The 20,326-nt window shown below is 59.3% G+C and carries 17 protein-coding genes; 2 read left to right on the forward strand and 15 right to left on the reverse strand.

Features of this window, described 5'->3' with window-relative positions; genetic code table 11:
• Nucleotides 1–59 precede the first annotated feature (59 nt).
• From ghrB to ACXKZG_RS00120, 7 genes are all read right to left on the reverse strand, one after another.
• Nucleotides 60–1,034, reverse strand: coding sequence for a glyoxylate/hydroxypyruvate reductase GhrB (gene ghrB / locus ACXKZG_RS00090; RefSeq protein ID WP_151036178.1), 975 nt, complete (start codon nt 1,032–1,034; stop codon nt 60–62).
• Between the two features lie 51 nt (nt 1,035–1,085).
• Nucleotides 1,086–2,372 (reverse strand): MFS transporter, encoded by a 1,287-nt coding sequence (locus ACXKZG_RS00095; protein WP_053141095.1) that lies wholly within the window; start codon nt 2,370–2,372, stop codon nt 1,086–1,088.
• 92 nt (nt 2,373–2,464) lie between these two features.
• On the reverse strand, nt 2,465–3,418 hold the full coding sequence (locus ACXKZG_RS00100; protein ID WP_488875501.1) for a sugar kinase: 954 nt from the start codon (nt 3,416–3,418) through the stop codon (nt 2,465–2,467).
• Between the two features lie 3 nt (nt 3,419–3,421).
• On the reverse strand, nt 3,422–4,171 hold the full coding sequence (locus ACXKZG_RS00105) for a sugar phosphate isomerase/epimerase family protein (RefSeq protein ID WP_488875502.1): 750 nt from the start codon (nt 4,169–4,171) through the stop codon (nt 3,422–3,424).
• Between the two features lie 148 nt (nt 4,172–4,319).
• Nucleotides 4,320–5,354 carry a LacI family DNA-binding transcriptional regulator gene (locus ACXKZG_RS00110; RefSeq protein WP_013204546.1) on the reverse strand — a complete coding sequence of 345 codons (1,035 nt, stop codon included), beginning with the start codon at nt 5,352–5,354 and terminating at the stop codon, nt 4,320–4,322.
• A gap of 230 nt (nt 5,355–5,584) precedes the next feature.
• Nucleotides 5,585–6,247, reverse strand: a complete 663-nt coding sequence (locus tag ACXKZG_RS00115; protein ID WP_013204545.1) for an OmpA family lipoprotein — start codon at nt 6,245–6,247, stop codon at nt 5,585–5,587.
• A gap of 110 nt (nt 6,248–6,357) precedes the next feature.
• Nucleotides 6,358–6,921 (reverse strand): DNA-3-methyladenine glycosylase I, encoded by a 564-nt coding sequence (locus tag ACXKZG_RS00120; protein ID WP_488875503.1) that lies wholly within the window; start codon nt 6,919–6,921, stop codon nt 6,358–6,360.
• 204 nt (nt 6,922–7,125) lie between these two features.
• On the opposite strand from ACXKZG_RS00120, the gene ACXKZG_RS00125 reads away from it, so the two are divergent.
• Nucleotides 7,126–9,069, forward strand: a complete 1,944-nt coding sequence (locus tag ACXKZG_RS00125; RefSeq protein ID WP_231853726.1) for an autotransporter outer membrane beta-barrel domain-containing protein — start codon at nt 7,126–7,128, stop codon at nt 9,067–9,069.
• 10 nt (nt 9,070–9,079) lie between these two features.
• Here ACXKZG_RS00125 and ACXKZG_RS00130 read toward each other — a convergent pair whose 3' ends face one another.
• The 8 genes from ACXKZG_RS00130 to fdnG all read right to left on the reverse strand — a co-directional run bounded on the left by ACXKZG_RS00130 (nt 9,080) and on the right by fdnG (nt 19,351).
• On the reverse strand, nt 9,080–9,745 hold the full coding sequence (locus ACXKZG_RS00130) for a DUF1345 domain-containing protein (protein ID WP_488875504.1): 666 nt from the start codon (nt 9,743–9,745) through the stop codon (nt 9,080–9,082).
• Complete coding sequence (selB, locus tag ACXKZG_RS00135) at nt 9,745–11,580, reverse strand: selenocysteine-specific translation elongation factor (protein WP_488875505.1); 1,836 nt, start codon at nt 11,578–11,580, stop codon at nt 9,745–9,747. The genes ACXKZG_RS00130 and selB overlap by 1 nt, the downstream gene beginning before the upstream one ends.
• Nucleotides 11,577–12,956 (reverse strand): L-seryl-tRNA(Sec) selenium transferase, encoded by a 1,380-nt coding sequence (selA, locus tag ACXKZG_RS00140; protein WP_488875506.1) that lies wholly within the window; start codon nt 12,954–12,956, stop codon nt 11,577–11,579. The genes selB and selA overlap by 4 nt, the downstream gene beginning before the upstream one ends.
• A gap of 17 nt (nt 12,957–12,973) precedes the next feature.
• A complete protein-coding gene (locus ACXKZG_RS00145) occupies nt 12,974–13,585 on the reverse strand; it encodes a glutathione S-transferase (RefSeq protein WP_013204539.1) in 612 nt (203 codons plus the stop codon).
• 84 nt (nt 13,586–13,669) lie between these two features.
• Nucleotides 13,670–14,593 carry a formate dehydrogenase accessory protein FdhE gene (gene fdhE / locus ACXKZG_RS00150; protein WP_488875507.1) on the reverse strand — a complete coding sequence of 308 codons (924 nt, stop codon included), beginning with the start codon at nt 14,591–14,593 and terminating at the stop codon, nt 13,670–13,672.
• Nucleotides 14,594–14,758: 165 nt separating this feature from the next.
• A complete protein-coding gene (fdoI, locus tag ACXKZG_RS00155; RefSeq protein WP_488875508.1) occupies nt 14,759–15,382 on the reverse strand; it encodes a formate dehydrogenase cytochrome b556 subunit in 624 nt (207 codons plus the stop codon).
• A complete protein-coding gene (gene fdxH, locus ACXKZG_RS00160) occupies nt 15,379–16,275 on the reverse strand; it encodes a formate dehydrogenase subunit beta (RefSeq protein WP_488875509.1) in 897 nt (298 codons plus the stop codon). Before fdxH ends, fdoI begins: the two co-directional genes overlap by 4 nt.
• A 28-nt stretch (nt 16,276–16,303) precedes the next feature.
• Complete coding sequence (fdnG, locus tag ACXKZG_RS00165) at nt 16,304–19,351, reverse strand: formate dehydrogenase-N subunit alpha (RefSeq protein WP_488875510.1); 3,048 nt, start codon at nt 19,349–19,351, stop codon at nt 16,304–16,306.
• A 151-nt stretch (nt 19,352–19,502) separates the two neighbouring features.
• Between fdnG and fdhD the strand changes: the two genes are divergently transcribed.
• Complete coding sequence (fdhD, locus tag ACXKZG_RS00170) at nt 19,503–20,321, forward strand: formate dehydrogenase accessory sulfurtransferase FdhD (RefSeq protein ID WP_488875511.1); 819 nt, start codon at nt 19,503–19,505, stop codon at nt 20,319–20,321.
• Nucleotides 20,322–20,326: the final 5 nt, after the last annotated feature.

Consider the following 20,326-nt stretch of genomic DNA (forward strand, 5'->3'; position numbering starts at 1 on the left):
AAACGCCAGGCCACCGGCAGGATGGGTGGCCTGGTTCTTCCTTTTAAGCCCGTCTCGGCTTATTTGATCACCTGCGGGTTCACGCAGTTTTTCTCTACCTTGCCGGTCAACGCCGCAATCAGGTTATCCACCGCATCGCTGGCCATACCATAACGCGTTTCATGGGTCGCCGAACCGATATGCGGCAGCGCCACCACGTTTGGCAGCGTCAGCAGCGGAGAGTCTGCCGGTAACGGCTCCTGCTCAAAGACATCCAGACCTGCGGCGTGGATGGTGCCGTCTTTCAGGGCGGCAATCAGCGCCTGCTCATCGACCACCGGACCGCGGCCCGCATTGATCAGCACCGCGCTGGACTTCATTTTTGCCAGCTGTTCACGGCCAATCAGGTGATGGGTTTCGTCAGTCAGCGGCAGGCTGATGCACAGGAAATCAGACTCTTTCAGCAGCGTATCAAGGTCACAATAGGTGGCATCAAAACGCTGTTCGGCTTCTTCATGATGCTTACGCGCGTTATAGAGGATCGGCATGCTGAAGCCGAGGTGTGCGCGCTGTGCCAGCGCCAGGCCGATGCGGCCCATGCCCAAAATACCCAGCTTTTTGTGGTGAACGTCGATACCGAACCAGTCCGCGCCAATATTGCTTTTCCACTCACCGGCTTTCACCCGCTCGGCGACTTCGGTCACGCGACGGGCCGATGCCAGCACCAGCGCCATCATGGTATCGGCCACGGTTTCGGTCAGCACGGTAGGCGTGTGCATCAGCACCACACCGCGATCGTTAAGGGCGGCGATATCGAAATTATCCACGCCAACCGAGACGCTGGAGGCGGCACGCAGCTTTGGTGCTTTGCTCAGGAAGTCGGCGTCAACCTTGCCTCCGGATCCCAGAATGCCTTCAGCCTGCTGAAAAGCCGCCGCGTGCTGACTCAGGTTTTCTGGGGTCAGGCCGTTAATCTCGGTGACGGTAAAATGGGCGTCGAGCTTTGCGCGCAGATCGTCCGGTAATTTTTTATACAGCACCACAGAAGGTTTCATTTCGTCTCCCTTTTAAATTGAGGAACGGGCCAGCTGGCCCGTTTTGCATTTTTAAGCGTGTTTAGCGCCGCGGGGCATCGGGGGCTGATTATTCTCCGCCGGCTTCACAATCAACGTCAGCCAGACTGAAATCAACAGCGATCCTCCCATAAAGATATACGACGCTGAAGGGCTGCCGGTGGCACCGTTCAGGTAACCGACCACCCACGAACCGAGGAATGAGCCCAGCGCACCCATCGCATTGATCAGCGCCATGGCGCCACCGGCCACGTTACGCGGCAGCATCTCCGGAATAATGGCGAAGAACGGTCCGTAAGGGGCATACATCGCGGCACCGGCAATCACCAACAGGGTGAACGACAGCCAGAAATTATTGGCTCCTACAAGATATGACCCTAAAAACGCCAGCGCGCCAATCAACAGCAACGGCCAGACAAACAATTTGCGGTTTTGTAACTTATCCGACGCCCAGGAGACCACAATCATCGCAATGGTTGCGGCGAGGTAAGGAACGGCGGACAGCCAGCCGGCTTCCACCATGCCCATCTGGTTGCCGTTACGCAGAATCGACGGTAACCACAGCACGAAGCCGTACACGCCAATGCTCCAGGTAAAGTACTGAACGCACAGGATAATCACGTTGCGGGATTTAAAGGCTTCGCTGTAATTGCGCACCGCTTTGATATTTTCCTGCTCTTTTTGCAGCTGCGCCTGCAGCGCGGCTTTTTCATCGTCGCTCAGCCATTTGGCCTGCGCAGGCTTATCCTGCACCATAAACCACCAGGCAACCGCCCAAATCACCGCCGGGATCCCTTCGAAAATAAACATCTCACGCCAGCCGAAGGCTTCAATCAGATAGCCAGACACCACCGACATCCACAGCACGGTGACCGGGTTACCGAGGATCAGGAAGGTATTGGCGCGTGAACGTTCGGATTTGGTGAACCAGTTACTGATATAAATCAGCATCGCGGGCATTACCGCCGCTTCCACCACGCCGAGCACAAAGCGAATCGCCGCCAGCATCGGAATGTTGCTCACCATGCCGGTTAATGACGCGCAGACGCCCCACAGAATCAAACAGACGAACACCAGCTTCTTCACGCTGCGGCGTTCGGCATAGATAGCGCCAGGGATCTGGAAGAAGAAGTAGCCGAGGAAGAACAGGGCGCCCAGCAGCGATGACATGCCTTTGGTGATCCCCAGATCGTCGTTTATCCCTGCAGCGGAGGCAAAGCTGAAGTTTGCCCTGTCCAGATACGCCAGGCTGTAGGTGATAAACACGATGGGCATGATGTACCACCAGCGTTTAGGCGCGATTGTTTTCTGTTTGTTCATAGGTGGATCCTCTGTTTGAGGTTTACCGCATTCTGTCCTGTAGGGAAACGATGCGGTTTCATTATGTTGCCGGCTCTGGCAGTGGTTAAGGGCTAGAAATCGCCCAGTTCAGCGCGCGTCGGTAACCCTTCGCTGTCGCCGATCACCTGAATCGCCAGTGAGCCGATTTTGTTGCCGCGACGAATCGCTGCGGGCAACGGTTTTCCTTCCAGTAACGCGCTGATCACCCCGACGGCAAAGCCATCGCCTGCGCCGACGGTGTCCACGACCTTCTCCGTTTTGATTGCCTCGACCTGGCCTTTTTCGCCCGCTGAGGTTTTATACCAGGCGCCGTCGCAGCCGGTTTTCACAATCACCGCTTTGACGCCCATATCGAGGTAAAAATCGGCAATGGCTTCCGGTTGATCGTAGCCGGTGAGTATTTTGCCTTCGCTGATACCGGGCAGCACCCAGTCGGCAAAACCGGCCAGCGTGTTCAGCTGTTTGGCCATTTCGCGCTCGCTCGGCCACAGCACCGGGCGCAGATTCGGATCGAAAGAGATGGTTTTGCCCATCTGCTTCATCTCCTGCGCGGCGTGTTTAGACAGCGCCAGCGAGGAGGTCGAAATTGCCGCCGACACGCCGCTTAAATGCAGGTGGCGCGCCGAGCCAAAATAGTCGCGGTTGAAGTCATCGACGGACAGATGGCTGGCGGCGGAGCCCTTGCGGAAATATTCCACCAGCGGATCTGAGCCGTCATCCACTTTTGATTTCAGCTGAAAACCGGTGGCGTAACGGGCATCGGTGGTCACCTGGCGATGATCCACGCCCTCTTTTTCCAGCTGTTGCAAGGTGAAGCGGCCAAACGAGTCGTCACCGACGCGGCTGACCCAGCCCACCTTCAGTCCGAGCCTGGCGAGGCCAATCGCCACGTTCAGCTCAGCACCGGCAATACGCTTCACAAAGCGTTCGGCCGCCGCCAAATCTCCGGCTTCGGTGGCCACAAACATCGCCATCGCTTCACCAATTGTCACCGCATCCAGCGTGCCGTTGTTATGCAGACTCATCGCTTAATCCTCTTTCAACAGGTCAACGTAGTGGCGGGTGACGGCAACCAGATCGTCGCCTTCCAGTGGGAATTCAATGCCGCGCGGCACCTCGCGCGGTAACAGCGCCAGCGTTTCGCGCCACAGGTTATCGGCATCATCCAACGCCACAGCCTGCCAGGCGTGACCTTTGCGCGCGGCGGCTTTAACGTGGATATACGTGACGTAAGGGCTGAGGCGCTGGGCCGCGGCGATGGGCTCATCGCCCACCCACAGCCAGTTGCCCATATCGAAGGTCAACCCGCTGTCGGCGCGTGCTTCGCCACCGTCCCGGGCATAGCCCTCAAGCGCAGCCAGCGTGCCGCAATCGGTCTGATCGTTCTCAACCACCAGCTGGACAGGCTGACTTGCCAGCTTTTCGCGCAGTGCGGATGCGTCAAAACCACATTGATAGTGCCCCAGCGAATATTTTAGTCGCTGGGCGTTTAATTGCTCAGCTTCGACCAGGTGACGATCGAGGTGCGGATTAAGCTCACCCTGTTCGGTAAACAGCGCTTCCGGCACCGAATAAAAGGCGGTCAGGCGCGCATCGGCAATGGCTTTGCCGAGTGCCGGCAGCGATTGCAGCTCTTTATCGCTGAACAATTCACGGCGGATCTCCACGCCATCTGCACCCGCTGCGGCGACGATCGGCACGACCGCCTGCTGGCCGCCGAGTGCGGCAATTTTTTCGCGACCATAGGCCGCGGTGACGACTATCACTTCTCTTTCCATCGGGTCCTCCAGGCACGGGATGGCCTTGGCGTTATAAAAACGTTAAATGGAACCGGTTCCAAAGCAAAGGGGCAGAGTGTCGTTTTATGATCGCGCTCACGATGTGAACAGGATTTTGGCGGGAATGGTCTGAAAAAGCCTGAGGGGATCAGGCTTTGTTGTGCAGTAAGGTCGTCGATCCGCGAACAATCAGCTCGCCGGAGAACACGCAGTCATTCGGTGGCGAGGTGTCGCCATCAATGCGGCGGATCACCTGTTCCAGCGCGGAATAGCCGATCTGCCAGGTCGGCTGCTTAAAGGTGGTGATGCCGACGCCGGCCAGCTCTGACCACTCCAGCTCATCAAAGCCCAGCAGGCCAATGTGCTCACCCCAGTTGAGGCCAAGGCGCTTCAGCGAACGGGCAACCTGCAGCGTCAATGCGCCGTTAACCACCATCACCGCGCAACGTTTTTCCCCGTGCTGCTGCCAGAAGGCGTGCAGAACCCGATCCATGCCGGCGCTGTCGGTGAGGGCGACTTCCGCTTTTTCGGCAAGGCGGTCGGGGTGCTGTGCCATGGTGTGTTGAAAGGCGCGCAGGCGTTCGTGGCGGGTGTTGACCATGCCCAGCGGCTCGGTCACAAACAGAATGGCCTGATAATCCTGTCCGATCAGGTGAGTGGTGACCTCGGTCGCCGCTTCAGCGTTGTTCAGACCGACCACATCACAGGGGAAATCAGGAATTTTTCGGTCAATAAGCACCATCGGCAAAAAGGATTGCTGAAGCTGGTTCAGCGCTTCTTCGCGCATCCCCACCGCATTCACCACAATCCCCTCGACCTGATAACTGCTCAGCAGGTTGAGATAATGCTGCTCCTGATCGACCTCGTTGTTGGTGTTACACATCAGCAAGGTAAAGCCCTGCGCGCGGCAGGCAGCTTCAATGCCACACATCACATCGACCGAATAGGGATTGGTGATATCGGCAATAATCAGGCCGATTAAGCGGGTGCGGCCGCGTTTGAGCCCGCGCGCCATCTGGCTTGGGCGATAGTTGAGCTCGGCAATGGCGGTTTCAATCCGCTGCTTTAAATCCGCCGACAGGACGTTCTGCTCGCCGTTCAGATAACGCGAGACGCTGGTTTTCCCGGTCTTTGCCGCTTTAGCGACGTCGCTGATGGTGGCTCGTGCCGCCTTGCGGTTCATAGCGATCCTTAAAACTGTCACAGTGAAGAAAAACGACCTTTCAGCCAGTACTGGCCTTGTTACCCTAAGATAGCCCGGAATTGCCGAAAGCGGATCGGGCCATCATAAAGCATAAGCGCCGGCGCGCCCATCTTTGCGCTTCGGCCCGTGGAATGCGGTTGTGAAAGGGAAGTGGCTTGACGGAATAGGGGGAATTGCCGGGCTAAACGCGCCGCCCGGCACGGACAAACTTACTGCAGCGGGCTGAGGGTGATTTCCACGCGACGGTTCTGCGCTTTGCCTTCAGCGGTGCTGTTAGAGGCGACCGGATTATCCGGGCCCATCCCGCTGGTGCGCACGCGATTCGCGGCCACGCCCTGGGTGATCAGCGCGCTGCCGACGCTGTCCGCACGCTGCTGCGACAGGGTCATGTTCAGCTGACGGGAGCCGGTGCTGTCGGTGTAGCCCGCCACGTTAACCGCGGTTTTTGGATACTCTTTCAGTACCATCGCCACGCCGGTCAGGGTGTTGGCGCCCGCCGGTTTCAGCGTACTGCTGCTGCTGTCGAAGGTGACGTTATTCGGCATATTCAGCACGATATTGTCGCCCTGACGGGTAACGCTGACGCCGGTACCCTTCATTTTGTCACGCAGCTTGGCTTCCTGCACATCCATATAATAGCCCGCACCACCGCCGAGCGCCGCACCGGCCGCTGCGCCAATCAGCGCGCCTTTACCACGGTCCTTTTTCGAGGATGACAGCATGCCGACACCCGCGCCCACGGCCGCCCCAAGGCCAGCACCAATACCAGACTTACCTGCTTCGCGCTCGCCGGTGTACGGATTTGTCGTACAGGCTGACAGGGCGATCGTACCGCTCAAAACCAGAGCAAGAGTCGTAAAACGCGTCTTCATCGGGATTCCTTTTCAATTGCAACGGCGGGCAAATTTGCCCGTAAAACGCCGATTATGCCGAGGAATTTGCAAAAAATAACGGTGCTTTGGTCTTAAAGTGTAAAGAGACGCTACTTCAGGTTATCCGGGTGACAAAAACAGCCGGTAGCATGATCGTTAATCAGCCCGCAGGCCTGCATAAATGAATAACAGGTGGTGGTACCAACAAATTTAAAACCTTTCTTTTTAAGGGTCTTTGAAAGCGCATCAGAGACCGGGCTAAAGGTCGGTGCGGTGCGATAATCGGCATGTCGGTGAATTTGCGGCGCGTTATCGACAAAATCCCAGATAAAGGTGTTAAAGGGTTCGCCCCGGGCTTCCATTGCCAGCAGCGCGCGGGCATTGGCAATAATTGCCGCGATTTTGCCGCGATGACGAATAATGCCGCTGTCCTGCATCAGGCGTTCAATGTCGTCCTCATTCATCAGCGCCACCGCCTGCGGATCGAACTGATGGAAGGCGTTGCGGTAATTTTCGCGCTTTTTCAACACCGTCAGCCACGATAACCCGGCCATTTGCCCTTCCAGACAGAGCATTTCGAACAGCGCCTGGCCGTCGGTGATCGGTACGCCCCACTCGGTATCGTGGTAGGCAAGATAGATCGGATCCTGTGAAACCCAGCCGCATCGCTGCATGGTTAAATTTCCTTATGAAGTTGACCGAAAAATAATCACCGCTGCCTTGACGTTATCGCGTTCCAGGCAATAGTTAGTGACAGGTTGACCAGTAAATAAATTCAATAATACGCGCACTCTTATCGATTTTAGGCTCTTTTCTGGAGTCATTTCATGTCAAAGAAACGGTATGGCACACGCTATCTGGCCTTTGGGGCAGTGTCGATGGCGTGTTATCTCTGTGCAAGCAGCCCGGCCCTCGGCTGGGATCAGATTTATGTCTTTGGCGACAGCCTGAGTGACAGCGGCAACAATGGCCGTTACACCTGGGATGGCAGCCAGCATCCGCTGTACGACGATGTGCTGGCGGCCAAAATTAATCAATCTCTGCGCCCTTCCGATCGCGGCGGGACCAACTACGCCGCCGGTGATGCGGTGGCGGTGGCGGCGCTTAATCCGGTCGATAATACCGCCGACCAGGTGCAGACTTACCTCGCTGCCAACGGGGGCCGGGCCGATGCGGATGGCCTGTATGTCCACTGGGTTGGCGGTAACGATCTGGCGGCCGCGGCGCTTAATCCCGTGGCGGCGAACGGTATTGTCAGTACCAGCGCGTTCGCGGCGGCTAATCAGGTTCATGCGCTGCTAACCGCCGGCGCCAACACGGTCATTGTGCCCACCGTGCCCAATATTGGCGCCACGCCGGCGCTGCTGGAGGCGGTGATCCAGGCCGGCCTCGCACCCGTCGCTAATTCAGCGCTGACCGCCGCGTTTGCCTCGCTGAACAGTCAGACTACCCTTAATCCCGATGCCCGCAACCAGGCGATCAAGCAGGCGTTGACCGCCGCGGCCGGACAGCTCACCACGGTCAGCGTGTTGCAGGATGCGATCGCCGACCAGCTGTTTGATGCCTGGCAAGCGCTCAGCGCGCAGGCCAGTGCGTTAACCGACAGCTATAACCAACAGGAAGACGCGCAGCTGGCCCGTCAGGGTGGCAACATTGTCCGGGTTGATATCAACGGGCTGTTTAACGAAGTGCTGGCCGATCCGGCGCATTATGGCCTGAGTAACACCGCCGGCATGGCCTGTCCGCCGGGCGTGTCTGCGGCGCTGTGCAGCTCCTCAACGCCGGGCTTCTCCAGCCAGCAGGCGTTTCTGTTTGCTGACCGTCTGCATCCCAGTCCTGCCACCCATTTGCTGATTGCCGATTACATCCAGTCGGTGCTGGACGCGCCTGCGCAGGTGGTGGCGCTGAATCAGGCGACGCTGGCGATGTCCCGCGATGCGCGCGCCACCCTCGACAGCCATCTGCAACAGCAGCGCCACGGCGAGTATCCGCAGGGCGCGTTCAGCCTGTATGGCGGCTATGCTGGCCAACACAATGACTATTCCGGCAACCTCGCCGCCGGCGATGGCGATGCCACCACGCATAATCTGACGCTGGGCGTGGACTACAAGCTGACCGACACGCTGCTGGTGGGCGCGCTGGTCTCCGGCTCTAACGACTCGCAGCAACCGACGCCAGATTATGAGTATAAGATGCGCGGCTGGCTGATTTCGGCCTACAGCGAGCTGTCGTTCTTCGATAACGGCTGGGTGAATACCGACGCGCACTATGCCTCGGCCAGTTACGACAGCATCAAGCGTCGCCTGACGCTGGGGCCCGCCACGCGAACCGAAAGCGGTGAAACCAACGGCACCCAGATCGGCGCGAGAGTCACCACCGGCTGGGACTTCCCGGTCGGCACGCTGCTGACCACCGGCCCGGTAGCGCAATACGCGCTGGATTACAGTTCGGTGGACGGCTACCAGGAGCAGGGCAACAGCAGCACCGCCATGCGCTTTGATGATCAGAACTATCACTCACAGATTGGTGCGCTGGGCTGGCGGGTCGATTCCCAGCTGGGCTGGCTGAACCCGTGGGCGGAGGTCAGTTATAACCACCAGTTTGGCGATAACGTCTGGCGGGCGGGCGGCGGACTGAAATCCACCCAAACCTCGTTCACCCGTGATACGGCAGAGCAGGACAGCAACTGGGTGGATGTCACCGTCGGTGCCCATATGCCGCTGGGGGATTCGGTGGCGGCCTTTGCCTCCGTTTCCCAGACCGGCGGGCTGAGTTCCGGGGAACAGTTTATGTATAACCTCGGGGTCAGCGCGCGCTTCTGAGTTCAAATGGTCAGCTGAGCAAGCCTGCTGCGACGTTGATCGACAGGCCCAGGATGGCCAGATTAAACAAGAACGATAACACCGCCTGCAGGGTGGTAATGCGGCGAACCCGGGTATTGCCGGTGGAGACATCCGCCGTCTGCGCGGCCACCGCGATGGTGAAGGCGTAGTAAATAAAATCCCAGTAGCCTGGCTGCTCGGGTTTTTCGGGGAACAGCAGCGTTTTTTCGCCTTGCCCCTCTTGCTGGTAATACAGGTGGGCATAGTGCATGGCAAAGGCGGTCGGCAACAGCGACCAGGAAACCACCAGCGTGGCGGCGGTCAGGGCAATATGGCCGGCCTGCTGCGCCTGCGGCAGATGTTTGACGGCGGTCAGCTCAAATAGAATGGTCAGCAGGCTGACCATACAGGTCAGGCACACCAGGGCCAGCACGGTGCCGGCGCTTTCATCCTGTTCGCGGGCGATATGGGCAATCCGATCGGTTGGCGTTCTTAACAGCAGCCACCAAAGGAACAGCAGGTACAGCCAGGCGAGCACGTTCCAGCTGACCAACAGCCTCTGCACCAGCGGCTGCTGCCCCGGTAAAAAGAAAAAGCACACCACGGCCAGCACTAAGGCCACCAGCAGGCGGGGACGGGCGTGATAGTAGTGCTTCAGAACGTGCAGTGTTTTCATTAAAGGAACATCCCGGCATCCCTGAGTAAATGGTCGTTGCCCTTGCGACGGGTAAAGCCGCTGCGGTCGAAAAACTCCAAAATCTGTACGGCAAGCTTGCGACCCACGCCAAGGCTGTCGCGGAAATCCGCCGCGCTGGTGGAGAGTCCTTCTGCATCACGCTGGCGGATCATATCGGCCAGCGCCGTCATCTGTTCGCTGAGGAAATAGCGGTCTTTCACAATCGCGGTGATGTATCCGGCCTGGGCCGCCTTGCGCAGCACCTGCCGCATGCGTTCTTCGTCTACGGCAAGGGTGGTCGCCAGATCCCTGACCCACCAGGCGTTATGGGCAAACAGCGGCTCGCACTGCTGCCAGAGCGCGGCTTCGTCCGGCTCAAACTGAATACTGAAGCCGTCAAGATGCAACCAGCCCCGGTTATTGCTGAGTTTACCGCTGGCCGACAGGCGATCGATTAACGCCAGGCCAACGGTGTCAGGCAAGTTGGGCAGCGCCATGCGGCGCAACCGGTCACGGCCAAGACCGGCCCGATCGCCGTTATTCTGATGGTACTCCGCCAGCGTCAGTAATACCTGCTCCTGCCACATTTCTGCCGTGTCGCTCAGCAGCAGAGTGTCACCGGCCTCAACCGGTGCAATCCTTGCCACACAGGCGGCCAGCGCCGCCGGCGTTAACTGCCGGGCCCAGCTTAGCGCTTCTCTGCGGCACGGCTGGGCTTTCAGGTACAGCGCAATCGCCTGCGGATCCTCAGCAGACTGTGCCAGCTGATGTAACCAGCGCAGATAGTCCGGCTGACGCTTGCCACGCCGCCTCGGCGTAAGCTGCACCACGCGGGCGCCCGCCAGCGTCTGTTGCGCGCTGATATCCCGCAGGATTAGCCGGTCGTTATCGGCCAGCCAAAGGGGTTTATCCAGCACCAGCTCCGCCAGCGCGCCTTCCAGCAGTGAAATCCGGCCGGTGATATGGCTGGCGGCATGATGAAGATGCAGCGGCTGTCCCTGGCGCAACGGCTGGTGGCTGCTCAATTCGACGATAACGCGATCGAAAGCCGCTTCAGGCGGGGACTCCAGCAGCCAGTCACCGCGTGAGATATCGTTTTTCTCCACGCCGCCGCTCAGATTGAGGGCGATGCGCTGGCCGGCATACGCCTGTTCAACCGGTTGATTCTGCGCATGCAAGCCACGAACCCGCACCGCTTTGTTCAGGCCGGTCAGCCACAGCTTATCGCCGACCTTCACCGTGCCGCTGAGCGCGGTGCCGGTCACCACGGTACCCGCGCCCTTGACGTTAAACGCCCGGTCGGTGGCCAGACGGAAGGTTTTGCCTGCGGCTCTTTCCCTGTCGGGAAGCTGGCTGAGGTGCGCAGCCAGTGCCGGAACGCCCATCCCGGACAGGGTGCTGGTGATAAACAGATCGATCGTCCAGCCCATGTCGTGCGTCAGGGCGGTGATGTCGCCACTGAGGCTTTGCAGGCGGGCTTCGTCAACCGTATCCGCCTTGGTGAGGGCGACGGTCAGGGCCGGCACCGCGCTGAGCTGGAGGATCGCCAGGTGTTCCAGGGTTTGCGGCATGATGCCGTCGTCGGCGGCCACCACCAGCAACGCGCGATCCAGTCCGCCGATGCCGCTCAGCATATTGGCGAGGAATTTTTCATGGCCGGGAACATCGATAAAGCCGATTACCCGACCGTCCGGCTGCGGCCAGTAGGCGTAGCCCAGGTCAATGGTCATTCCCCGGCTTTTCTCTTCCGGCAGGCGATCGGCATTCACGCCGGTGATCGCTTCCAGCAGCGCCGTTTTACCGTGGTCGACGTGACCAGCAGTGGCGATAATCATAACGAAATCATCCTGATAAACAGTTCTTCATCTTCCAGGCAACGCAGATCCAGCCAGAGTTTTCCGGCGGAGAGACGTCCGGTGATCGGCACCTCGCGTTTTCGCCAGTTGGCGGCCAGCTGCTGCAGGCGGCTGCCGGAGCCGTCGTGCGGCGTCAGGGTCAGCGCAAAGCTGGGCAGGCGATCGACGGGAAGCGATCCGCTGCCGATCTGCGATAAACAGGGCGCGATCTCCACCAAAAAATGCGCGCCACAGGCCTGGCGCAGCACCGGCAACAGGCGCCCGGCCTGTTCGGCAATCGAGTGTGGCGTGCGGGTTAACAGGCGCAGCGTGGGGAGCTGAACGGCCAGCGTTTCCGGCTGCAGATAGCGCTGCAGCGTGGCCTCAAGGGCAGCCAGCGTCATTTTGTCGACCCGCAGCGCCCGCTTCAGCGGATGTTGCTGAAGACGGGCGATCAGCGCTTTCTTGCCGACGATAATGCCGGCCTGCGGGCCGCCAAGCAGCTTGTCGCCAGAAAAACTCACCAGGCTGGCGCCATCGGCAATCAGCTGCTGCGGCATCGGTTCCGCCGGCAGGCCGTACTGGCTGAGGTCAATCAGCGAGCCGCTGCCGAGGTCGACGATCACCGGCACGCCGCACTCTTCGCCCAGCGTCGCCAGCTCGCTTTCGGCGACCGAGCAGGTAAAGCCGGCAATCTGATAATTACTGGTGTGGACCTTCATCAGCAGCGCGGTGTTTTCCGTCAGCGCCTGGCGGTAATCCTTCAGGTGCGTGCGGTTGGTGGTGCCCACTTCGGTCAGCGTGCAGCCCGCCTGCTTCATCACGTCGGGAATGCGGAACGCGCCGCCGATTTCGACCAGTTCGCCGCGGGAGACCACCACCTCTTTACCGGGAGCCAGCGCGGCCAGCATCAGCAGCACGGCGGCGGCATTGTTATTGACGATGCAGGCGTCTTCTGCCCCGGTCAGCTGGCACAGCAGCTCAGCCAGCGCGCGGTCGCGATGCCCACGCTCGCCTTCTTCCAGCGCATACTCCAGCGTCACCGCCGAGCGCATCACCTGAGTCACCGCCGCAACGGCCTCCTCACACAGCAATGCGCGTCCCAGATTGGTGTGCAGCACCGTGCCGGTGAGATTCAGCACCGGCTTGAGCGCCGTGCTCTGTTGCCGTTGCAGGCGAGCCGCGGCAGCCTGCGACCAGTCGCTGCACCAGACGGGAAGCTGTTGCTGCGCCAGAATCTGCTCGCGGGCTTCCTGTTGCAGGGCGCGCAGGGTGTCGGTGGTTTGCTGATGGCCATACTTAACGCGCAGAGCCTGCATGGCAGGCTCCCGAAGCAGGCTATCGATGGCGGGAAGCTGACTGAATAGTGTCTTCATTACGTCCGTATAATGGATCAGGCGGTTGGAGGAACGGTACGGGCAAAGCTGTCACGGGCAAACATCTTCTCAGCGAGTTTGATCAGCGCCGGTCGCTCAACGCACCAGCCCGGCACAATCCGGCGGAAGTTGAGGAAGCCGATCAGGCAGGCGGTGGCGATATCGGCCAGATTCAGCGTGTCGCTGTTGAGCACCGTGCCTTTTGCCGCCTCGATTTCCAGTGCATCGAGCCCGCGCTGGATCTTCTCACGCTGGCGCAGCAGCTGCGCTTCCATCTGAAACTCGGGCGGACGCATCTGTTCGCGCAGCAAAATCACCGCCGCATCGCCAATGCCGTCAGCCAGCGCCTCCAGCTGAAGCACCTTTAACGCCGCCAGCTTATCGCGCGGCACCAGCGCAGGCGCAATGTCCATCTGTTCCAGATAGGCGGCAATGATATGCGAATCGTACCAGGTTTCACCGGGGCTGGTCACCAGCGCCGGGATTTTTCCCAGCGGATTGTAGCCGGGCACGTGGCTTTCATCAGTCCAGGGATTTTCGTTAATGAATTCAAACGTGATGCCCTTTTCCAGCATGATGACGGAAATCTTACGGACAAAAGGGCTGGTATAGGTGCCAATCAATTTCATTACGCATTTCCCCTGTGGCGCCGACAGGTGTCGGCCGGAGTGGACAGATAGCATCGCTGGCGCAGGTGGCCCCAGCGGCTGCCGTTATTCTCCCGGAAAAAGGAAGGGATTCAAACTGCTACGTGAAAAACCTTCCTGCTCCATACGGGCGTCGAGGATCAGGGTGGCCAAATCGTCCGCCACCGGCTCAACGGCCGGATCTTTTTCCTGATAGAGCATTTTCACGTAAGTGCCGCAATCGCCGCAGCTTTCCGCTTTAACCGGTGCCACTTCGGAGTCCAGTGACCAGTAGTGCAGGTCACGGGTCTGTTCGCAGTTGCTGCATTTTGATCGCACCACATACCATTCGCTTTCGCACAGGTTGCAGTGCAGATAGCGCAGGCCGCCCTGGGTGCCCATATGCACCACGCTGGCCACCGGCACGCTGGCACACACCGGGCAGAACTGCCGCTGTTCGCCGTATTCTGCGTGGGCTTTGCCAGGAATAAGCGCCGCCATCTGCGCCCAGTACAGCGACAGCGCCGCCCAGATAAACGGTGATTTATCGCTGCTGACCTGGGCAAATTCGTTAGAGAACAGTGCGCTGGCCATGGTTTCCAGCTCGGTCGCCGAGGCTTTTTCCAGATTCTCCAGCGAGGCCAGCGCCTGACCGGTCATCTCGGGCTTCATTTCGGCAATCAGCGAGTGCAGCAGCCGCTGCCAGTGGTGATCGCGGGGCAGGGTGTGGATATCCAGCGGCGGCTTTCCGCTGGCTGCCGTCGCCAGCAGTCGGGCATGAAGATCCATCTGCAAAGGATGATCGTACAGCACGATTTCCTGCGCACTGGCCACCACCGCCGCAAAGCGTAAGTAGTCACCCAGCGGATTTTTCTCCGCCAGTTCTCTCAGCCGGGCCGCGCGTCGGCTGTATAAATTTTTCAACCTGGGGAAAAGTAACGGCGGAATAAAATCCGCCGCATTTTTGTCGCTTTTCTCCAGCTGCTCCTGCGGGATTATGCGAATAGTCATCAGTCTCTTTTCCTGTGGTGAGGATATCTGCCCAGAATACGCATTTCTGTTCGGAATTATAGCGCCCGGTATCACCCCGATCCTTGTTTTGGGAAATTTTAAGCCATTTTTCTGCCCGCGTCCGGGGTGCACCGGCACCCCGGTTCTGCCAGCAACGGGCTGATTTTAGGGTTTATTCTTTCTGATTTGGCGATACCAGCGCGGGTGATGTTTTTTTGCCCAGGCCGGCGTTACCCAGCCCTCAACCATCGCGGTGATGGTGCCTTTCACCCACAGCGCCGCGTAGATATGCACCATGATGACCATAATCAACACCACTGCCGAGACGGAATGGACCACCAACGCCAGGCGGATGATTGGGATGGAGAATGCGTCGGCGAAATAAGGCCGCCAGATGACGATGCCGCTGGCTAACAACAACAGCAGGCTGACGATCGCCGCCCAGAACACGCATTTCTGGCCGAAGTTATAGCGGCCGGTATCCCCGACCTCTTCATTTTGCGCCACTTTACGGATGTTCTTTGCCCACTCCAGATCGTCGCGCTCAATCAGGTTATCCCGCCAGTAGCGCAGGAACATCAGCAAGAAGGCGGCAAACATAATCACGCCGATAAACGGGTGAAGAATGCGCGCCAGCTGCGGCGTGCCGAGAACATGCATCAGCCAGTTAAAGGACGGGAAGAAGAAGCCGAGCCCACTGAGTGCGGCAAACACAAAACAAAACGCCACGATCCAGTGGTTAATGCGTTCCGGCGCGCTGTAACGCTGAATGCGGTCGCGCTTTCTCATTGGTCTTCCTCCCTGTCGTGCAGGTTATCGTCGTCATCTTCCACCCGATTCGGCCCGATGCCGACGTAGTGGAACACGCTGGCCGCGAAGGTGGCGGCAAAGCCAATCGCCGCCAGCGGTTTCCAGATCCCCTTCCAGAAGGTGACCGCCGGGCTGATCGACGGGTTTTCCGCCAGGCCGTAGTACAGCTGAGGTTTGTTGGCGTGATGCAGGACATACATCACGTGGGTGCCGCCGACGCCCTCCGGATCGTACAGCCCGGCATGATCGTAGCCGCGGCTGTTCAGTTCGGTCACGCGCTCTGCGGCAACCTGCTTCATCTCCTCTTTGCTGCCAAAGTGGATGGCACCGGTGGGGCAGGTTTTCACGCAGGCCGGTTCCTGACCGACGGTGACACGATCGACGCACAGCGTGCATTTATAGACGCGGTTGTCCTCTTTATTCAGCCGTGGCACATCGAACGGACAGCCGGCAATGCAGTAGCCGCAGCCAATGCACTGCTCGGACTCAAAATCGACGATGCCGTTGGCGTACTGAATAATCGCGCCTTCGGACGGGCAGGCCTTCAGGCAGCCGGGATCGGCGCAGTGCATGCAGCCATCTTTGCGGATCAGCCACTCCAGCCTGCCGTTCTCCTCCACCTCGGAAAAGCGCATCACGGTCCAGGATTTGGCGGTCAAATCGGCCGGGTTGTCGTACACCCCGACGTTATGCCCGACCTCATCGCGCAGGTCGTTCCACTCCGAACAGGCAACCTGACAGGCCTTGCAGCCGATGCAGGTGGTCACGTCGATCAGTTTCGCCACTTCCAGCTGATGATCGCGCGCCTGCGGGGCAGGCGTGAAGCCGTTGGTGGCGGAACGACGAATAATATCCTGTGATTGATAAGCCATAATCGTTCCCCTTAGCCAGCTAATGTGGCTAAGCCTTTTCTACGTTAACCAGGAACGCCTTGAACTCCGGCGTTTGCGTGTTGGCATCGCCGACGACCGGCGTCAGGGTGTTGGCGAGGAAGCCTTTTTTCGCCACGCCCTCAAAGCCCCAGTGGATAGGAATGCCGATAGTATCGACCGGTTTCCCGTCCACGGTCAGCGTTCGAATGCGCTTGGTGACTACCGCCTTGGCTTTGATATAGCCGCGGTTTGAACTCACCTTCACCGTGTCGCCCGCCACAATCCCCAGCCTGCCCGCCAGCCCCTCACCGATTTCCACAAACTGTTCCGGCTGCGCAATGGCGTTGAGCAGCGAATGCTTGGTCCAGAAGTGGAAATGCTCGGTCAGACGGTAGGTGGTGCCGACGTACGGGAATTTGTCCGCTTTGCCCATCGCCGCCAGATCGTCCTTAAACACGCGCGCGGCCGGATTGGACACCACCTTGGGATGTAGCGGGTTGGTGCCCAGCGGCGTTTCGAACGGCTCGTAATGTTCCGGGAACGGCCCTTCCGCCATTTTATCCAGCGCGAACAGGCGTCCCATCCCTTCCGGCTGCATGATAAACGGCCCGACATCGCTGCCCGGTGCGGCGGTGCTGTAGTCCGGGATATCCTGCCCGACCCACTTCGCGCCATCCCAGTGCAGCAGCGCCCGTTTCGGATCCCAGGGCTGGCCCTGTGGGTCCGCAGAAGCGCGGTTATACAGGATGCGGCGGTTTAGCGGCCACGCCCACGACCAGTTCAGGGTGTTGCCCAGCCCGGACGGATCGGTGTTGTCGCGCCGCGCCATCTGGTTGCCGTCTGCGGTCCAGCTGCCGGCAAAGATCCAGCAGCCGCTGGAGGTGGAACCGTCATCGCGCAGCAGGGCAAAACTGCCCAGCTGCTGGCCCTTTTTCGCCAGCAGCGTGCCCTTGTCGTCCATCAGATCCGCCAGCGCCTTGCCGTTGCTTTCCATCGCCACTTCTTCTGACGCCGGATTGTCCGGCGTGAGATAGTTCCAGCTCATGTTCAGCACCTGCTCCGGCAGCGCGCCGCCCTCTTTGGCATACATCTCGCGCAGGCGCTGATAAATCCCGGAGAGGATTTCACCGTCATTGCGCGATTCGCCAGGGCCATCCGCCCCTTTCCAGTGCCATTGCAGCCAGCGGGCGGAGTTGACGATCGAGCCGTTCTCTTCCGCAAAACAGGTGGACGGCAGGCGGAACACTTCGGTCTGGATCTGCGACGGGTCAACGTCGTTAAACTCGCCGTGGTTCTGCCAGAAGTTGGAGGTTTCGGTGTTCAGCGGATCGATGGTCACCAGGAACTTCAGCTTCGCCAGCGACTGCACTACCTTGTTTTTATTGGGGAATGACGCCAGCGGGTTGAAGCCCTGGCACAGGTAGCCGTTGACCTGGCCCTTCGACATCATCTCGAAGTACTGCAGCACGTCGTAGCCTTTGTCCCACTTCGGCAGCCAGTCGAATCCCCAGTTATTCTCCTTCTGCGCCTTATCGCCGTAGAAGGCCTTCATCATGCTGACGAAGAACTTTGGATAGTTACTCCAGTAGTTCACCTGGCCCGGCAGCGTTGGCTTCGGCGTATTGGCGGTCAGATAGGTTTGCAGATCGGCCTGTTTTTCTGACGGCAGCGTCATGTAACCCGGCAGGCTCTGCGACAGCAGCCCCAGATCGGTCAGCCCCTGGATATTGGAGTGGCCGCGCAGGGCATTAATCCCGCCGCCGGCCATTCCCATATTGCCCAGCAGCAGCTGAACCATCGCCATGGTGCGAATGTTCTGCGCGCCGACCGAGTGCTGCGTCCAGCCGAGGGCATAGAGGAAGGTGGCGGTGCGATCTTTGGCGCTGGTTTCCGCCAGCACCTGACAGACGTAGAGGAAATCGGCTTTCGGCGTGCCGCACAGCGATTCCACCACCTCCGGCGTGTAGCGGCTGACATGTTCTTTCAGCAGGTTCCACACGCAGCGCGGATGGGTCAGCGTCGGGTCACGTTTGGCAAAGCCGCTCTCGTCCAGCTCGTAGTTCCAGCTGGTTTTATCGTACTTGCGGTTGGCTTCGTCGTAGCCGCTGAACAGCCCGTCGTCGAAGTGGTAATCCTCACGCACAATCAGGCTGGCGTTGGTGTAAGCCTCAACGTATTCGCGCTGGATCCTGTTGTTGCTGATCAGGTACAGCAATACGCCTGACAGGAAAGCGATGTCAGTACCGGAGCGGATCGGGGTATAGAAATCGGCAACCGACGCGGTTCGGGTGAAGCGCGGATCGATCACAATCAGTTTGGCCTTGTTATGGATTTTGGCTTCCATCGCCCAGCGGAATCCAACCGGATGCGCTTCAGCGGCGTTGCCACCCATCACAATCACCACATTCGCATTTCGAATATCAACCCAGTGGTTGGTCATCGCACCGCGACCGAACGTTGGAGCAAGACTTGCTACCGTAGGTCCGTGTCAGACGCGTGCCTGGTTATCGACGGCAAGCATGCCGAGCGAGCGGGTTAATTTCTGCGTTAAATAGCCGGTTTCGTTGCTGGAGGCGGACGCACAGAGCATGCCGGTGCTCAGCCAGCGGTTGACCGTGGTGCCGGCGGCGTTCTTCTCGATAAAGTTGGCGTCGCGGTCGGTTTTCATCAATCTGGCGATGCGATCTAACGCCTCATCCCAGCTGATGGGTTGCCACTTATCGGAACCCGGCGCGCGGTAGGAAGGGGTTTTCAGGCGGCTTTCACTGTGGATAAAGTCCAGCAGGCCAGCGCCTTTCGGGCAGAGCGCGCCACGGCTGACCGGGTGATCCGGGTCGCCCTCAATGTGGAAAATCGACTCTTTGGCGTTTTTTGCGCCGTCACCCAGGCTGTACATCAACAGCCCGCAGCCAACGGAACAGTAGGTGCAGGTGTTACGCGTTTCACGGGCGCGGAGCAGCTTGTACTGGCGCGTTTCCGCCAGCGCGACCTCGGGCATAAAGCCGAGCATCGCCGCCGTGGTTCCTGCCATCCCACCCGCGCAGATTTTGAAGAAGCTTCTTCTGCTGACATTCATGGTGTCATTCCTGTTTCGACAGTGCTCAATAAGTTTTGCGATAAGGCGATCACAGGTTCAGAATCTTTAGAATCTTTTCTGAACGCTTGTGGTTAAAACATTACCACAGTAACTATGTGGTCGTAGTCCGTGGGATGGGTTTCAGGTGAATATGAGCAGTAAATGTGACGAGATTGTGAGTGAGATCGCAGGGCTGAGCCAGGTCGAGGTGCGGCAGCGTCGATCGCTGGACACCCCGGAGCCAGACTGGCTGGCGGATGAGGTCCCGGTGGCGCTGGTGTATAACGGCATCTCGCATGTGGTGATGATGGCGACGCCAAAAGACCTTGAAGCCTTCGCCATTGGCTTCTCGCTGTCGGAAGGGATTATCGCCTCGCCGGCGGATATTTACGGCATTGAGATCCAGCCGTCGTGCAGCGGCATTGAGGTGCAGGTTGAGCTGTCCAGCCGCCGGTTTATGGGGCTGAAAGAGCAACGCCGGGCGATGGCGGGACGCACAGGCTGCGGCGTGTGTGGCGTGGAGCAGCTGGCGGAAATCGGCAAACCGCTGCAACCGCTGCCGTTCAGCCAGACCTTTGAAATCGCCCGTCTGGATGAGGCCTTATCTCAGCTAAAAAGTTTCCAACCGGTGGGGCAGCTGACCGGCTGTACGCATGCTGCGGCCTGGATCATGCCCGACGGCAATCTGGCAGGCGGCTGCGAGGATGTGGGTCGCCATGTGGCGCTGGATAAGCTGCTGGGGTTGCGATGCCAGCAGCCGGGCTGGCAACAGGGCGCGGCGTTAGTATCGAGCCGGGCAAGCTATGAGATGGTGCAAAAATCCGCGATGTGCGGCATTGAGATCCTGTTTGCGGTCTCTGCGGCCACCAAACTGGCGGTTGAGGTCGCCGAACGCAGCAACCTGACGCTGGTCGGCTTCAGCAAACCGGGCCGCGCCACCGTCTACACCCACCCGCAAAGACTGATCTGACTTCC

This window comes from Erwinia sp. 2186 (assembly GCF_057812255.1).